Annotated in this window: 14 protein-coding genes and 1 pseudogene; 7 read left to right on the forward strand and 8 right to left on the reverse strand. The window is 63.9% G+C overall.

The annotated features are described in order from the left end of the window. Positions 1-341: 341 nt before the first annotated feature. Both A2J01_RS13750 and A2J01_RS13755 read left to right on the forward strand, forming a co-directional pair. Complete coding sequence (locus A2J01_RS13750; protein ID WP_064112899.1) at positions 342-797, forward strand: nitroreductase family deazaflavin-dependent oxidoreductase; 456 nt, start codon at positions 342-344, stop codon at positions 795-797. 59 nt (positions 798-856) lie between these two features. Then, the gene (locus A2J01_RS13755; RefSeq protein WP_082900865.1) at positions 857-1,576 is read left to right on the forward strand and encodes an NADPH-dependent F420 reductase; all 720 of its coding nucleotides are present in this window, start codon (positions 857-859) and stop codon (positions 1,574-1,576) included. A gap of 49 nt (positions 1,577-1,625) precedes the next feature. On the opposite strand, the gene A2J01_RS13760 is transcribed toward A2J01_RS13755, so the two are convergent. Together A2J01_RS13760 and glpX are read right to left on the reverse strand one after the other, a co-directional pair. Continuing rightward, a complete protein-coding gene (locus tag A2J01_RS13760) occupies positions 1,626-3,029 on the reverse strand; it encodes a class II fumarate hydratase (protein WP_064112900.1) in 1,404 nt (467 codons plus the stop codon). A 101-nt stretch (positions 3,030-3,130) separates the two neighbouring features. After that, positions 3,131-4,165 (reverse strand): annotated as a pseudogene (gene glpX / locus A2J01_RS13765) (class II fructose-bisphosphatase). A gap of 180 nt (positions 4,166-4,345) precedes the next feature. Here glpX and A2J01_RS13770 point away from each other — a divergent pair. After that, complete coding sequence (locus A2J01_RS13770; RefSeq protein WP_003945206.1) at positions 4,346-4,915, forward strand: DUF4245 domain-containing protein; 570 nt, start codon at positions 4,346-4,348, stop codon at positions 4,913-4,915. Positions 4,916-4,936: 21 nt separating this feature from the next. Here the strand turns inward: A2J01_RS13770 and A2J01_RS13775 are convergent, their stop codons facing one another. From A2J01_RS13775 to A2J01_RS13785, 3 genes are read right to left on the reverse strand one after another with little or no spacing between them, the layout of a single operon-like run. Then, the gene (locus A2J01_RS13775) at positions 4,937-5,155 is read right to left on the reverse strand and encodes an exodeoxyribonuclease VII small subunit (RefSeq protein ID WP_064112901.1); all 219 of its coding nucleotides are present in this window, start codon (positions 5,153-5,155) and stop codon (positions 4,937-4,939) included. Next, entirely contained in the window at positions 5,152-6,417 is a 1,266-nt protein-coding gene (gene xseA, locus A2J01_RS13780; RefSeq protein ID WP_003945258.1) for an exodeoxyribonuclease VII large subunit, read from the reverse strand. Before xseA ends, A2J01_RS13775 begins: the two co-directional genes overlap by 4 nt. Then, a complete protein-coding gene (locus A2J01_RS13785) occupies positions 6,414-7,013 on the reverse strand; it encodes a lipid droplet-associated protein (protein WP_030536251.1) in 600 nt (199 codons plus the stop codon). Before A2J01_RS13785 ends, xseA begins: the two co-directional genes overlap by 4 nt. A 153-nt stretch (positions 7,014-7,166) precedes the next feature. Here A2J01_RS13785 and A2J01_RS13790 point away from each other — a divergent pair, with 153 nt between their 5' ends. Next, a complete protein-coding gene (locus A2J01_RS13790; protein WP_003945273.1) occupies positions 7,167-8,180 on the forward strand; it encodes a 4-hydroxy-3-methylbut-2-enyl diphosphate reductase in 1,014 nt (337 codons plus the stop codon). Positions 8,181-8,249: 69 nt separating this feature from the next. Here A2J01_RS13790 and A2J01_RS13795 read toward each other — a convergent pair whose 3' ends face one another. Continuing rightward, positions 8,250-9,206, reverse strand: a complete 957-nt coding sequence (locus A2J01_RS13795; RefSeq protein ID WP_064112902.1) for a DUF6542 domain-containing protein — start codon at positions 9,204-9,206, stop codon at positions 8,250-8,252. A gap of 217 nt (positions 9,207-9,423) precedes the next feature. Between A2J01_RS13795 and A2J01_RS13800 the strand changes: the two genes are divergently transcribed. Together A2J01_RS13800 and A2J01_RS13805 are read left to right on the forward strand one after the other, a co-directional pair. Further along, positions 9,424-10,599, forward strand: coding sequence for an exonuclease SbcCD subunit D (locus A2J01_RS13800; RefSeq protein WP_064112903.1), 1,176 nt, complete (start codon positions 9,424-9,426; stop codon positions 10,597-10,599). Next, positions 10,596-13,574, forward strand: a complete 2,979-nt coding sequence (locus A2J01_RS13805) for an AAA family ATPase (RefSeq protein ID WP_054188762.1) — start codon at positions 10,596-10,598, stop codon at positions 13,572-13,574. The genes A2J01_RS13800 and A2J01_RS13805 overlap by 4 nt, the downstream gene beginning before the upstream one ends. On the opposite strand, the gene A2J01_RS13810 is transcribed toward A2J01_RS13805, so the two are convergent. Further along, positions 13,575-14,768: an AI-2E family transporter gene (locus A2J01_RS13810; protein ID WP_064112904.1), complete on the reverse strand. Its 1,194-nt coding sequence runs from the start codon at positions 14,766-14,768 to the stop codon at positions 13,575-13,577. Between the two features lie 152 nt (positions 14,769-14,920). On the opposite strand from A2J01_RS13810, the gene A2J01_RS13815 reads away from it, so the two are divergent. Beyond that, positions 14,921-15,325 (forward strand): hypothetical protein, encoded by a 405-nt coding sequence (locus A2J01_RS13815; RefSeq protein ID WP_003945253.1) that lies wholly within the window; start codon positions 14,921-14,923, stop codon positions 15,323-15,325. A gap of 6 nt (positions 15,326-15,331) precedes the next feature. On the opposite strand, the gene A2J01_RS13820 is transcribed toward A2J01_RS13815, so the two are convergent. Then, on the reverse strand, positions 15,332-15,526 hold the full coding sequence (locus tag A2J01_RS13820; protein WP_030536248.1) for a YbdD/YjiX family protein: 195 nt from the start codon (positions 15,524-15,526) through the stop codon (positions 15,332-15,334). Positions 15,527-15,531: the final 5 nt, after the last annotated feature.

Raw genomic sequence — 15,531 nt, forward strand, 5'->3', positions numbered from 1 at the left:
TCCCGCCATCGTATGCAATCGCAGTGCTGTTCGAATCATCTGGTGCCGCTGATTCTCTTGGTACTCCCCACTTGCGACGCGCTGCGGCGATCGGACAACGCGTCTGCGGGCCGGTCATGGCAACGAGGCGTCTCGAGGTGTGTTCATCACTGCCTCCCAGTATGTCGATCGGTATAGGAACGAATCTGAGACTAGATGTAACCGACAGACACAGTCAAGTGTTGTGTGCAGGTGGTGGGTATCGACGGAGATTCTTGGTGGCAAAACTCCCCGAACAGTGTTTATATCGAGCGGTATAGAGCTGTTGCTTCGAGCACCAGCTTCGGAGGAGAGGAAACGACATGCCGGTACCGACGTCAGTTGCACGAAAACGAAGAATCGAAGTCGCAGTCGGGAAGTATTTCGCCAATCCGCTGGTCACCGGATTGAATCGGATCGGTTTGATGCCGTCGTTGATGACCGAGATCGAGACGGTTGGACGCCGAACCGGTCTGACCCGCCGAGTGCCCGTTGCGATCACCTACGACGGTGACGAGGCGTGGGTCATTGCGCAGCATGGCACCGGCACGGGGTGGGGTGCCAATATCTCTGCGACGCCGAAGGTTCGGATCCGTCGCCGCGGCGAGTGGGTGGACGGACAGGCCCAGATCATGCCGGACGACGACGTGCCGGCGCGGGTGAAGACATTTGCGTCGGGGAAGATCAGATCGGCGCTGACGGCCTCTGCCTTTCGCGGATTGCAGACCGACCCGGTCAGTGTCCGCATCAGGCTCGCACTCGATCCGTCAACCGATTGAATCAACGGGAGTTGAAATGGTCGGTGCGGAATGACCCGGTGCGTTCTCGTCGTTGACGAATGCAGCGGTGGCGCGATCGCCACTGCACACGACGAAGGAGCAGGGTCATGCGCATCGGAATCATCGGAGCCGGTCAGATCGGTGGCACGCTCACACGTAGGCTCGCTGCGCTCGGTCACGACGTGCGCGTCTCGAACTCGCGGACACCGGACACGCTTGCAGAACTGGAAGCCGAGACGGGTGCGAAGGCAGTCCGCAGCACCGAGGCCGCCGAGGGTGCTGAGCTGGTCATCGTGAGCATTCCGCAGAAGAACGTGGTTGATCTACCGGCGGGGATCCTCAGCGGTGCGGTCGCCGGTGCCCCGGTCATCGAGACCAACAACTACTACCCGCAACAGCGTGACGGTCTGATCTCGGCCATCGAGGACGGGCAGACCGAAAGCGGATGGGTGCAGGAGCACCTGGGTGTTCCGGTATTCAAGGCGTTCAACGGAATCTGGTGGAAGCATCTCCTCGAGAAGGGCCTTCCCGAAGGTGCAGAGGGGCGCATTGCGCTACCCATCGCCGGCGACGACGACGCGAACAAGCAGGTCGTCTTCGATCTGATCAATCAGTTGGGCTTCGATCCCGTCGATGCGGGAACGATCGACGATTCCTGGCGTCAGCAGCCGGGAACTCCCGTGTACGGCAAGGACTTCGATCGCGAAGCGACGCTGAAGGCATTGGCTGAGGCGAGCCCCGATCGCACCGACGAGTGGCGGGCAACCGCTGCGGTGTGAGTGCAAGGGTGGCGGTTTCCGAAGTGGAAACCGCCACTCTTTTGTTTGTTCAGTCCTTGACCTTCGCCATCGCCAGAACGTCGAGACGCTTGTCGAGTTCTTCCTCGCTCAGCTTGTCCGGGACGAGTCCGCGCTCGATGACGACCTGACGGATCGTCTTCTTCTCCTTGAGTGCCTGCTTCGCGACGGCTGCGGCTTCCTCGTAACCGATTGCCGAGTTGAGGGGCGTCACGATCGACGGCGACGATTCGGCGAGCGTCTTGAGGTGCTCCTCGTGCGCGACCAGTCCGCTCACGCACTTGTCGGCGAACAGTCGAGAGACGTTGGCCAGCAAGGTGAACGACTCCAGCAGGTTGCGAGCCATGACCGGGATGTAGACGTTGAGTTCGAAAGCTCCGGCTGCGCCGCCCCACGCGATGGCGGCGTCGTTTCCGATCACCTGAGCCGCAACCTGAGTGGTTGCCTCGGGCAGGACCGGGTTCACCTTTCCGGGCATGATCGAGCTTCCCGGCTGCAGATCGGGGAGTGCGATCTCGCCGAGCCCGGTCAGCGGACCCGATCCCATCCACCGAATGTCGTTGGCAATCTTCGTCAGTGAGACGGCGATGGTCCGCAGCGCGCCCGATGCCTCGACCAGTCCGTCACGCGCGGCCTGCGCTTCGAAGCTGTTCTTCGCCGGAGTCAGCGCGTCGACGCCGGTCGACTTGACCAGTTCGGCAACAACTTTGGGGCCGAATCCATCCGGAGCATTGAGACCGGTGCCGACTGCTGTTCCGCCGATCGGCAGCTCGCCGAGGCGGGGGAGTGTTGCGTTGACGCGCTCGATGCCGGCCTCGATCTGACGTGCGTAGCCGCCGAACTCCTGACCGAGCGTGACCGGCACAGCGTCCATCAGATGGGTGCGCCCGGATTTGACGACGGTCTTCCACTCGGTCGCCTTCGTGGCAAGCGCAGCATGCAGATGTTCCAGTGCCGGAACAAGATCGGTGACCGCTGCTTCGGTAGCTGCGACATGCGTGGCGGTGGGGAAGGTGTCGTTGGAGGACTGCGACATGTTGACGTGATCATTGGGATGTACGTCCACACCGGCGGCCTTCGCGATGGATGCGATGACCTCGTTGGCGTTCATGTTCGAACTGGTTCCCGAGCCGGTCTGGAAGACGTCGATGGGGAACTGCTCGTCGTGCTTGCCTTCGGCGATCTCGTTCGCGGCGGCGATGATTGCGTCGGCCTTGTCCGCGTCGAGGAGTCCGAGGTCCTTGTTGACCTGCGCACACGCTGCTTTCAGCAGGCCCATTGCGCGGATCTGGGTGCGCTCGAGCGGGCGCCCGCTGATCGGGAAGTTCTCGACTGCACGCTGGGTCTGTGCTCGCCACAGTGCGTCGATGGGCACCCGAACTTCGCCCATGGTGTCGTGTTCGATTCGGAACTGTTGATCGTTGCTCTCCGTCATGGCTCCACATTGCCACTTTTCGAGAGCGGGTAGGGGACTACGTCCCCCGTGAGCGGTTGAGGAGTGCAGGGACTCCCTAACCACTCACGGGGCGGAGCCCATCAGAACGTCGGGGGAACCGCGCCCTCTTCGCCGTCGAAGTCGACGGAGCTGTACTCGCGCAGCTTCTCGAGACGGTGGTACGCGTCGATCATGCGAACGGTGCCGGACTTGCTACGCATCACGATGGACTGCGTGCTGGCGCCACCGCCGTAGTAGCGGACGCCGCGCAGGAGGTCACCGTCGGTGACGCCGGTGGCGCAGAAGAACACGTTCTCGCCCGAGACGAGATCTTCGGTGGACAGGATCCGATCGAGATCGTGACCGGCGTCGATGGCCTTCTGACGCTATTCGTCGTCGGTGGGGGCCAGCTTGCCCTGCAACGATCCACCCATGCAGCGCATGGCTGCTGCGGCGATGATGCCCTCTGGCGTTCCGCCGATGCCCACGAGCATGTCGGTGCCGGACTCCGGACGCGCTGCGGCGATCGCGCCGGCAACGTCACCATCGGAGATCAGACGGATACGAGCGCCGGTGTCGCGAACGTCCTGGATCAGCTGGTTGTGACGCGGGCGGTCCAGGATGCAGATCGTGATGTCGGAGACCGACGCCTTCTTGACCTTGGCCACGCGCTTGATGTTCTCGGCGATCGGTGCGCTGATGTCGATGACATCTGCGGCATCCGGCCCGACAGCGATCTTCTCCATGTAGAACACGGCCGACGGATCGAACATCGCGCCGCGCTCGGCAACAGCCAGAACAGAGATCGCGTTGGGCATGCCCTTGGACATCAAGGTGGTGCCGTCGACCGGGTCGACGGCGAAGTCACAGTCGGGGCCGTCGCCGTTTCCGACCTCTTCGCCGTTGAACAGCATCGGCGCTTCGTCCTTCTCGCCTTCACCGATGACGACGATGCCGCGCATCGAGACTGACGAGACGAGCTGACGCATGGCGTCGACGGCTGCTCCGTCGCCGCCTTCCTTGTCGCCGCGGCCTACCCAGCGGCCGGCAGCCATAGCACCGGCTTCGGTGACTCGGACCAATTCGAGTGCGAGGTTACGGTCCGGGGTCTCACGATGAGTGCTGCTGGCCGTCATGTGCGGTGCCTCCTGGCGCGGTCGCGGTCGACGGGGTGTGTCGACGCAGTGGTTTCTTCAGGCGTCATTGTCCCAGATGGGAGCGGCTACGTGCGCTGTCGGGTCGCCGCAGAGACGTTTTGTCTCGCTCGAGGGGGACCGGGAATCGTATCTACTGCGGAGTACCTGGATACTGGGGGTGTGGCATCGAAGAAACCCCGCATTCTCGAAGACAACAAAGACATGGTCTGGTCTCTCGTACCGTTGGTGCTGTTCTGCATCATCATTGCGGGCATCGCCAGCCAGTGCACGTTCAGTCCTGGCGGCCCGACACAGGGGCCTATCCCGAGCGTCGACGTGGACGCAGCTCTGAACTACGACGCGAAGGAACTCGGATTTCCCATCCGTAATCCCGGTGTTCCGGACGGGTGGACTCCGAACTCCGGCAGTCGCAAGATCATCTCCGGCGACGGCGGCGGAGATTCGAGCACTGTGGGATTCATCACGACCAGTGGTCGCTACATCCAGCTGACACAGAGCAACGCCGAGGAATTCCCGTTGGTGTCACATGTTGCCGGTGGACAGCGATTCGCGACCGGAGTCGAGACCGTCGGTGCCGATACGTGGAACGTCTTCGGCGGCGAAGGTGTCGAGTCGATCTGGGTCACGGACGTCGGGGATGTTCGCCTGTTGCTCACGGGCGCGGCGACGCCGGAAGAGTTCCGGATACTTGCCGAGAAGGTCGGCGCAGCGCAGCCGATCACGCCATAGGATTTGCGGTCGGAGCGGACGCTACTCGTCCGCTTCGGCCAGAGCCTTTTCGACGCGGGCCCTCGCGCCGGCCAAGTGCTCTTCACAGCGCTTGGCCAACGCTTCGCCTCGCTCCCACAGTGAGAGTGACGCGTCGAGGTCCAGACCGCCCTGTTCGAGAATCTTCCCGACGCTCACCAGTTCGTCCCGGGCTGCTTCGTAGCCGAGTTCGTTGATGTCGGTGTCGGTGGCGTTGCTCATTTTTCTCTTCCCATCACTGCGGCGCGAACGGCGCCGTCTGCAAGTCGAACTCGAATCTGGGTACCGGGTGGCGCGTCCTCGACCGAGCGCAGAACCTCCGGATCGCCGTCGGCGACAACACGTTGCACGACTGCGTACCCGCGGGCCAGCGTCGCGGCGGGGCCCAGCGTGGTGAGCCGGGCGCGCAGATGCTCGATCGTTCGGGACTCGGAATCGATCAACCGAGTCACATCGCGTCGCCCGGCGGCTTGGAGCCTTTCGACCTCCTCGGCGCGACGGTCCACCGCGAGCAGCGGCGATGCCATGACCGGTCGAGTGCGCAACTGTTCGATCAGATGAGACTCACGCTTGACCCAGCTGCGCAGTGCCGCAGCGCTGCGGTCACGCAGATCCGCAACCAGGGCAGCTTCCGCAACCGCGTCGGGTACGACGCGCTTGGCCGCGTCCGTGGGTGTGGCTGCGCGCAGGTCGGCGACGTGGTCACTGAGCGGGCTGTCCGGCTCGTGTCCGATGGCACTGACGATGGGCGTCGTGCAGGCCACGATGGCGCGGCACAGCGCTTCGTCGGAGAACGGCAGGAGATCCTCGACGCTTCCGCCGCCGCGAGCGAGGATGATGACGTCGACTACCGGGTTGGCGTCGAGTTCCTTCAGCGCTTCGATGATCTGGGGAACAGCAGTCGGACCCTGAACCGCGGTGTTACGCACTGCGATGGCAACTGCTGGCCAACGACGATGGGCGACTGAGACGACATCCTTCTCGGCCGCACTGGCTCGGCCCGTGATCAGGCCGATCGTGCCGGGCAGAAACGGAAGCGGCCGTTTGAGCCGCGGATCGAACAAGCCCTCGGCGGCGAGCAAGGCGCGCAGTCTCTCGATGCGGGCAAGCAGCTCACCGATACCCACGGCGCGAATCTCGGTGACACGCAACGACACCGTTCCGCGTCCGGTGTAGAACGAGAGCTTGCCGAACATCACGACTCGCGAGCCCTCGGTCAACGGCACCGGGGAGTTGTGCAACAACTGCGGTGAGCACGTGATCGACAGCGACATGTCTGCCGACGGATCACGCAGGACGAGAAAGGCCGTTCGGGTGCCGGGTCGTGCATTGATCTGGGTGATCTGACCTTCGACCCAGATACTGCCGAGCCGATCGATCCAGCCGGCGACCTTGGCGGAAACCGTGCGGACCGGCCACGGCTGCTCAGCGCTACTGGCGCCGGACGATCGCTGCGATGAAGCGGGGGGCGTTGCGGAAGTCACTTTGCCTTGGCTGTGGTGATGCGGTTGGTGAGCATGGTCTGGAACGGTGCGCGAGCGAGCGTCGCATTCTCGTAGTCCAGGACTGCGGTCAGCTCGTCGATGCTGAGCGTCCGGATGCGCGCACGGAGCTGTGCGAGTGTGAGGTTGGGGTAGTCGAGTTCGGTGACGATCTCGGGCTCTTCGGCAGGTCCGTCCGTCGTAGCTGCCGTGGATTCGGACTCGGCGACGGGTGCGGGTTCCTCGATGGGGGCAGTCGGCTCGAGCGAGTAGAGCGCGAAGCGACCGGCGTTGGTCGGGGTGTCAGCGGTGGTCGATCCGGTGGAAGGCGTCGGGTCAGCAGGCGCATCGACGTCTTCGTCGAAGACCGCCCACTCGGGCTGTTCGTCCTCGGAAGACCAGTTGATCAGTGCAAATGCCTGATCGCCCTTGATGGCCAACGAGGTGATCGACTGCTGCACGCGCATGCTTGTCTGCAGCATCTGGCTCACGGCGGTCATCGGCAGGGCGACGGCGGTGGTGGGCAACTTCTTTGCCTCTTCCATCGCGGTGACGGCGAGTCCCGCGGCAACGCGCGCCACGAACGGTGGTCGGATCATTCCCACAGCTTGCCGCAAAGCTCCGACAATCGGTAGCCGACTTGCCTGTGACGGCCGTACTCGTTTACTTCGGAACCTTCGATCGGAGCCCGAAACCGAGGTGTTCACGTTTGCCGGAGTGTCTCACGTTCGAGGTGCCAGTAGGCTGGTCACATGTCTTCGGCTGTTCCTCTCAATCTCGGTATCGCGCACTCGGCTGATTCGCCGTCCACCCGCAAGGGCAGCGCCAAGCGCGTGCTCCTCGCCGAGCCTCGCGGCTACTGCGCCGGCGTCGACCGCGCGGTCGAGACCGTCGAGAAGGCCCTCGAGAAGCACGGCGCACCCATCTACGTGCGTAAGGAGATCGTCCACAATCGCCACGTCGTCGAGACGCTCGAAGATCAAGGCGTGATCTTCGTCGACGAAACCGACGAGGTTCCCGAGGGATCGTTGCTCGTGTTCTCGGCGCACGGTGTGTCGCCGGCCGTCCACGACTCGGCTGCCGAGCGGAACCTGCGCACGATCGACGCGACGTGCCCCCTGGTCACGAAGGTGCACCAGGAAGCGAAGCGATTCGCCCGCGACGATTACGACATTCTGCTCATCGGCCACGAAGGCCACGAGGAGGTCGAGGGCACCGCAGGTGAGGCTCCCGATCACGTCACCATCGTCGACGGCCCGGATTCGGTCGACGCGGTCACGGTTCGTGACGAGTCGAAGGTCATCTGGCTTTCCCAGACCACACTGAGCGTCGACGAGACGATGCAGACCGTCGCGCGCCTGCGTGAGCGCTTCCCCAATCTGCAGGACCCGCCGTCCGACGACATCTGCTACGCCACGCAGAACCGTCAGGTCGCGGTCAAGGCGATGGCTCCCGAGTGTGATCTCGTGATCGTGGTGGGTTCGCGGAACTCGTCCAACTCGGTTCGCCTGGTCGAGGTCGCGCTCGGGGCGGGCGCTGCCGCGTCGTACCTGGTCGACTACGCCCGTGAGGTCGATCTCGCGTGGCTCGAGGGTGTCCAGACAGTCGGCATCACGTCAGGCGCATCGGTACCCGAGGTGCTCGTGCGCGGCGTGATCGAACTTCTTGCCGAGCACGGATACAACGACGTTCAACCCGTCACCACTGCCAACGAGACTCTGGTGTTCGCCCTTCCCCGTGAATTGCGAGCAGCGCGCACGTCCTGAAACAAGAAAATGCGGGGCACCTTCCATCTGGAAGGTGCCCCGCATTTTTGTGCTACCGAGCGCGTCTGTTCAGGGCTCTTCGCGATCGCGGTACCGAACTCGCGGCGGCGGATACGCGGGAAGATCGACTCCGGGTGGGCGGCGGCGAGGGGGCAGCGGCGGCGATACGTCGTCACCCGAAGCGAAGAAGGGCTCCATCCGCTCCTCACGTCTGGGCGACGAAGTGGGCTCGGGCGCCCGGCGGCGACCGTACGACGGGTAGTCGTCGTCTGCCACGGGCCGACTGTCGGGCTGGGGGCGACGCGTAGGCGGTTGGTGCGTGCGATCGACCCTGGGTGGCTGAGGGCTTCTCCGAGGCGGCAGCGGACGCTCGTCCTGGATCGGCTCGCGCCTGGGGGTGCTTCGGTAGGCGGGCTGCTCGTCCACCTCGGGGGCGCGGCGACGCGGCGGCCCGGGGACGGGCGCGTCCGAGACTCTGCGTCGACGCCCGGTCTCGGGTGCGGGTTGTTCTCGCGTGGCAGCCGCAGCGGAGTCACGAGTGGTGGCCGCCGAGCGGCGGGAGCGGGTCGAGCGCGCGGGCCCGGTGGGGCGCTGATTGAGCAGGAAGTATCGGAAGCCACCGATGATCAGCACGACCACGGTTGCGGCCAACATGATCGGAAAGCGGTTGACCAACGGGTACGCGATGTTGATCGCGATATCGCGCAGCGCGGTGCTGTTGTCCTTGCCGATGAGCGTGTGCCCGATCGGCACCGCAGCGAAGAGCAGCAACGGCGGTTGGGCCATCGCGGTGAAGAGTGCTTTGTTCGAAGCGGCAACCACAGCGAAGAGACAGCCCAGGAAGTAGAACGTCGAGAACACCGCGGTGAGCTCTCCGCCGCCTCCGGTGGCATCGATCAGTACGCCGACGGCGGTCACACCGGCAGCAAGCAGGATCACTCCCCACCAGGGCAGGCCGGGGACGGTCACGATGAGCGATCGCTTGTCCAGCGGTACCCCGGAGCGAGCACGTTGGGTTGCAGACACATAACGACATTAGCGGTTCTTGCGTTGTCGGCCGTGTTTGTGCGGGTCGTGGCTGGCGCATTTATCGACGCGATGGCGCGATGGTTTCGGGTTCTTCGCCAAACGAACCGGACGGATTGTGTGCAGGGTCACCGGACGCTCGTGGGTTGGGGCACACCGACGAAGCCGTCAGCGTGGGAGATCGGCGGTGTCGGTGGGCTGCTCTACCGTCGGATTCATGAAGATTCTGCACACCTCCGATTGGCATATAGGTCGCACCTTTCACGGCGTCGATCTGTTGGCCGATCAGGCGAGTGTGCTCGGTTCCATCGCAGATTCCGTCCGCGAACACGGCGTCGACGTCGTGGTCGTGCCCGGTGACATCTACGACCGCTCGATTCCCAGTTCCGACGCGGTCACCGTGTGCAATCGAGGCTTCGAGGCAATCCGGGCGGCGGGGGCGGTCATCGTCGCGACGTCCGGCAATCACGATTCCGCGGTGCGGCTCGGAGCCGGGGCATCCTTTGCCGCTGCCGGCGGCTTGCACTTGATCACCCGAGTCGGCCAGATCGGTACTCCGGTGATGCTGAGCGATCAGTTCGGGCCCGTCGCCTTTTACGGGATTCCGTATCTCGAGCCGGAGATCACGCGCGTCGAGTTGGACGTGCCCCGGGCTCGTACTCATTCCGACATCCTCGGAGCGGCCATGTCGCGTGTTCGGCGAGATCTCGCCGAACGAACGGCTGCCGACCCCGCGACTCGATCGGTATTGCTCGCCCATGCCTTCGTCGTGGGCGGTGAGGCCTCTGAATCGGAACGCTCCATCTCGGTCGGCGGAGTGGAGACCGTCGCAGTGGGAGAGTTCGACGGCGTCGACTACGTCGCCCTCGGACACCTACATTCTCCGCAGATGCTCTCGGAGAGTGTGCGGTACTCGGGTTCACCGTTGCCGTATTCGTTCGGTGAACGCAGCCACCGTAAGGCGGCGCTGCTGATCGAACTCGACGCAGCCGGCCTGTCGTCGGTGCAGCGCCTGGATCTCCCGGTCATTCGGGGGATGAGCCAGGTGACGGGAACTCTCGAGGAACTACTCGGTGAGTCGAAGTACACCGATTCCGAGCAGTGCTACCTCTCCGCATTGCTCACCGACCCGGTCCGTCCCGTCGATGCCATGAGGCAACTTCAGGCACGTTTCCCGTTTGCCGTTCATCTCGAATGGCAAAGGCCGGAAGGGCAATCGGATCTCAAGTACCGCGATGCGGTACGGGGTCGAACCGACATGGAGATCGCCCGCGGCTTTGTCTCGGCAGTGCGTAGTGACCCGTCCGAGCGTGAGGTCACGTTGATGGCCGAAGCGCTCAGCGCTGCCGCGCGCGCCGAGGAGTCCACGGTAGAACTGAGTGAAACCGCGTGAGGCTGCACAAACTCGAAGTCAGCTCTTTCGGGCCCTTCGCCGACACGGTCGAGGTCGACTTCGACCGTTTGGGTGCAGACGGGCTGTTCCTTCTGCACGGTGACACCGGGGCAGGCAAGACCACGATCCTCGACGCGGTTGCGTTTGCCCTGTACGGGCGGGTGCCGGGTGCGCGCAACGAGGGCAAACGGCTACTGTCCGATCACGCGCCCGCCGGTTCGGTGCCGCGCGTGGAACTCGAAGCGACCATCAGTGGTCGCAGAATCAAACTTGTTCGTAGTCCAGAGTATTCGCGCCCGAAGAAGCGTGGCACCGGTTCGATCACAGAGAATGCAAAGGCCACACTGACGTGGTTGGACGGCCGCGGCGAGAATCTTTCGCGCATCCCTGACATCGGTGACGAGATCAACCGCCTCATGGGCATGAGCGCTGATCAGTTCTTCCAGGTGGTGCTCTTGCCGCAGGGTGAGTTCGCCAAATTCCTGCGTGCCGAGAGTGACGAGCGAGGCAAACTGCTCGAGCGTCTGTTCGACACCAAGCGTTTTGTCTCCGTCGAGGCATGGTTCGACGCCAAGCGAAAGGCAAGTGCGACCGCGCTCGCGGCCAGGGAGCAATCCGTGCGGCTGCTGCTCGCGAAGGTCGAGACAGCTGCGGGACTCGAGGTAGGCGCCGAGGCACACCCACTGGAATGGTCGCGCAAACTCCTCGCCGAGGCTCAGGACACCCGCGATACAAGTCTTGCGGAGCTGGTGACCGCGAAAGATGCAGCAGCCGAGGCTAATCGGGTTCTGTCGGCGGCGCAGCGAACCGCAGATCTGGTCGCTCGCCGTAATCGTGCGACCGCTGAACTCGCAGCATTCAATACGGGCGCCGCCCAAAGAGCTGTGATCGGCGCTGAACTCGAGACCGCCAAGCGCGCACTGCCGGTGGCCGCTGTCGCCGGCGATGTGGACGCTGCCGGCTTGCACCTCGCTGCCGCACTCGAATCGATGACCGCAGCGATGTCGACCTACTCCGCAACGGGCGGTCCGGAGATTTTCGTGCCGGAGGTGTGGCCACCCACCGACGACGAGCGTCAACGCGTCGTAGCTCGGATCCGGACCTGGCGTGACGAGATCGTTCGCCTGGACGCAATGGCGGAGGACGCTCGCAGAGCCGATGCGGCAGAAGCCGAGATCGAGAAACTCGGAGTTCGGCGAGACGCTCTGTCCGAGCGCATCGATGCCATCGCGGTTGAACGCACTCAACTGCCAGAGATGGTGCGCTCGGCCGGCCAACGACTGGAGGATGCGCAACGCGCGCACGCGGCTCTGCCCGGCCTCGAAGCTGCACTGGCCAAAGCATCGGATGCTGCGGCAGCGGGTCATGAATTCGTCTCTCTGCGTACGCAAGCCGAGAAGATTCGTGTGCAGGTGTTGGATGCGCGCGACGCCCATCAGAGTGCTCGCGGGCGCTGGCTCGACCTCGTGCAGAAGCGTATCGAGGGCATGGCGGCGGAGTTGGCGAGTTCACTCGCGCCCGGTGACCCATGCCAGGTGTGTGGTTCGCGTGAACACCCTGCGCCGGCGCAGTCTGATGTCGTCACGGTCACCGAGCCCGATCTGGAAGCCGCGTCCGCAGCCGAGCGTGCGGCCGAGAAAGCCCTGAGCAAGGTAGTCGACCACCAGGTAGCCGTCGACCGTGACATCGACCGGGTGATCGCCCGCGGCGGGGACGGCGACGTCGCAGAACTCGACAGGCTCCGCGCCGCGGCTCGGAACGCCGTTGACGAGGCGACCCACTCTGCCGGTCAGGTTGGAGGGTTGGCCGACAAGCTCGGGCATCTCAACGAGCGTGACGGCGAGCTGCAACAGGAATCCGCTTCTCTGACGGCCGAATTGGCGGCACTGACCGAGCGTACGACGACTCTGTCGGCCACGGTCGAGCAGATTCGAGCGGCGATCGTCGCTGCGGTGGGAGAAGATTCGACCATCGCTGCTCAGCGCTCGCGGTTCGAAAGGCTTGCCTCCGCTGCCTCGGCGGCGTCTGAGATGCGTGACGACGCCGTTCGTGCGCAGGCGCGATCGGCGGAACTGTCGACCAAACTGGCCGCTGCGGCGGCCGCGGCTGGATTCGATTCGGTCGAGGCTGCGATCGAAGGGGTGAGATCGCCGGCCCGAATCGCAGCGATCGAAACGGAACTCGCCAAAGCACGCGACCTCGAGGTGGCCGCTCGGACGGTCCTCGACGACCCCGAGGTCGTTGCGGTGAGCGAAGTCGAGACAGTCGACGTCGACGGTCCTCGCGAGCGTGCTCTTCAGTGCGCCGAGGTGGTGAACTCGGCTGTTGCAGCTGCTTCCCTGGCCGAGAACCGTGTGTCGGATCTCGAACGGTTCAGCGGACAACTCGAGAAGGCATACGAAGCGGTTGCACCTGAGCGTGAACTGCACGACGAACTCGCGGCGCTTGCCGACGTGATCGCCGGCAAAGGTCAGAACAGTCGCAAGATGTCGCTGCGAGCGTATGTGCTCGCGTCGCGGTTGGAAGAGATCGCCGTGTCGGCATCGGTTCGGCTGCAGCGGATGTCCGGGGGCAGATACGAGTTCGTGCACAGTGACGAGGCAGGTTCTCGGGGTCGCCGCGGCGGTCTGGGGCTCGACATCCGGGACGACTTCACGGGTGTCGTTCGCTCGGCGAAGACGCTCTCGGGCGGTGAATCATTCTTGGCGTCATTGTCTTTGGCCCTCGGACTTGCCGATGTGGTTGCGGCGGAGTCCGGCGGAATCGTTCTCGACACGATGTTCATCGACGAAGGATTCGGCACTCTCGACGCCGACACCCTCGACTCGGTGATGGCTGTGTTGGACGAGCTTCGCGACGGTGGACGAGTGGTGGGCATCGTCAGTCACGTGGACGAGATGAGGCAGCGAATCCCGAGTCGCCTGCACGTCATTCGCGGACGTGCAGGCTCCTCGGTGAAGGTGATCGCGGGCTGATCAGGCCTTTTTGTTCTCTACCTCTGACTCGGCGTCGTCGTCTTGATCCTCGAGGATGTCCGACGCATCGCCGGCGGGCATCGGCTCGTTGTCGCTTGCGCGTTCGTCGATCTGCTCGCCGATGTACCGGATGACAACTGCTGCCACAGCGGCGACGGGCACTGCGAGGAACGCGCCGACGATGCCGTACAGCGAGCTACCGGCGGCCACGGCAAGCAGCACGATGACGGCGTGGAGTTTCATCGACTTGCTCTGCAGCACAGGCTGAAGGACGTTTCCTTCGATCTGCTGAACGGCCAGGATGATGATCAACACGATGATGGCGGTGGTGAGACCGTTGGCCACCAGCGCAACCAACACGGCCAGGGCGCCGGCGACAAAGGCACCGACGATCGGGATGAAGCCACCGATGAACGTGAGAATTGCCAGCACCGGTGCCAGCGGGACCCCGAGTATCAGCAGTCCGGCGCCGATGAAGACCGCGTCGATCAGACTCACCAGTGCTTGTGTCCTGATGAATCCGCCGAGCGTGTCCCACATGCGGGTGAGGACCTCTTCGAGATGCCGACCGGCACGGCCGCCGCCGACAGCGTGGAGCCAGGGGATGAACCTCGGTCCGTCCTTGATGAAGAAGAAAGCGAGAATCAGGACCAAACCGAGCGTGACCAACAACGAGCTCGCTGTGCTCACGCCGCTGAAAACGCCTGAAGCGATGGCGGTTCCACTTTCCTGCACCTTGGTGATGACGGCATGGACGGCGTTGTCGATCTGGTCGTCCTTCAGGTTCAGCGGCGGACCCTGGAGCCAGTCCTGAACCTGGTTGATGCCCTCGGGGGTCTTGTTCGCGAGCTCGGGGGCCTGGCTGACCACTGACGGAACGATGCCGGCGATCACACCGGCCAGGATTCCGATCGAGAGCACCAGGGTGATGCCGGCTGCCGCGGCCGGTGGCATCCCGCGCTTGATCATGCCGCGGGTCGGCGGCCACATGACTGTCGCAACAACGATAGCCAGAGCCACCGGCAGGATGATGACCCAGAGCTTTTCGATCAGCCAGCCGAAAATCCAGGCGCCCAGCGAAATCGACGCCAACACCAACGACCATTTTGCGAGCCACATACCCCCTTGCCCGATGATCTCGCCGCGGTCGCGCTTGCGCACCCCTGCGGACGTCCCCTTGTCTTGCTCGCTCACTGATCGTCCTTTCCGTCGGCGCAGGGATCTCCTCGCCGATGTGCGAATCCGGTGATCTAGCTGAGCTGATCGTAACGACTGCATGCGATAACTCGTGTGTTGCGCTGCAATACTGTGTTTTGAAGCATGCTGATCGGACTAACATTTCCGTCATGAGAATCGCAGCAGCAGTCGGGGCAGCAGCAATCGTCGTTCTCGGGCTCACCGCGTGTAGCACCGAGGATCAGGACAACGCGCAGAACAAGATCAGCGAGGCAGTCACGAGCGGGCAACAGGCGCTCGAGACGGCGAAACAGTCAGCGGGCAACGCCATCGATCAGGGCAAGACGGCGCTGTTCGTCGCCACGTTCCGTGGGGCTTACGCACCGTTGGCGGAGAACCGCGACGACGCAGACATCGAGGAGATCTTGACGACCACGTGTACCGAGGTCGCCAACGGCACGGACGAGGCGGAGGTCAAGACCAAGATCACCGACCTGGCCGAGAACAACGGCAACAAGCCCACCGACGAGCAGGCCGGCCACATTTACGAACTCGCGAAGGCCACCTGCCCCTGACCGGATTCAGCAGCAGCGGGCGCCTGGGTTGGCGTCGGCTGCTGCGTGACGGCGGCGCCAGAACTCTCGTTCGCTGATTACCGGTGAGTCGGCGTGGTGGCGTCGGGTGTGCTCGACGTAGCGCTGATAGTCGAGATCACCCATCACCGAGCGAACCCACCACAGCGTTCCGCGGAACGCTGTGGTGAGTTTTGCCGTCATGGTCG

It is taken from the genome of Rhodococcus sp. EPR-134, from assembly GCF_001647205.1.
In the GTDB taxonomy this organism is placed as follows: domain Bacteria; phylum Actinomycetota; class Actinomycetes; order Mycobacteriales; family Mycobacteriaceae; genus Rhodococcus_F; species Rhodococcus_F qingshengii.

What these genes read in the sequence shown, in the direction of transcription:
- A2J01_RS13775 (WP_064112901.1), bottom strand. Translation starts at nt 5,155, where the DNA reads ATGAGCAACGCCACCGACACCGACATCAACGAACTCGGCTACGAAGCA.
- A2J01_RS13790 (WP_003945273.1), top strand. Translation starts at nt 7,167, where the DNA reads ATGTCTTCGGCTGTTCCTCTCAATCTCGGTATCGCGCACTCGGCTGAT.
- A2J01_RS13815 (WP_003945253.1), top strand. Translation starts at nt 14,921, where the DNA reads ATGAGAATCGCAGCAGCAGTCGGGGCAGCAGCAATCGTCGTTCTCGGG.
- A2J01_RS13820 (WP_030536248.1), bottom strand. Translation starts at nt 15,526, where the DNA reads ATGACGGCAAAACTCACCACAGCGTTCCGCGGAACGCTGTGGTGGGTT.
- A2J01_RS13785 (WP_030536251.1), bottom strand. Translation starts at nt 7,013, where the DNA reads ATGATCCGACCACCGTTCGTGGCGCGCGTTGCCGCGGGACTCGCCGTC.
- A2J01_RS13800 (WP_064112903.1), top strand. Translation starts at nt 9,424, where the DNA reads ATGAAGATTCTGCACACCTCCGATTGGCATATAGGTCGCACCTTTCAC.
- A2J01_RS13760 (WP_064112900.1), bottom strand. Translation starts at nt 3,029, where the DNA reads ATGACGGAGAGCAACGATCAACAGTTCCGAATCGAACACGACACCATG.
- A2J01_RS13755 (WP_082900865.1), top strand. Translation starts at nt 857, where the DNA reads ATGCAGCGGTGGCGCGATCGCCACTGCACACGACGAAGGAGCAGGGTC.
- A2J01_RS13750 (WP_064112899.1), top strand. Translation starts at nt 342, where the DNA reads ATGCCGGTACCGACGTCAGTTGCACGAAAACGAAGAATCGAAGTCGCA.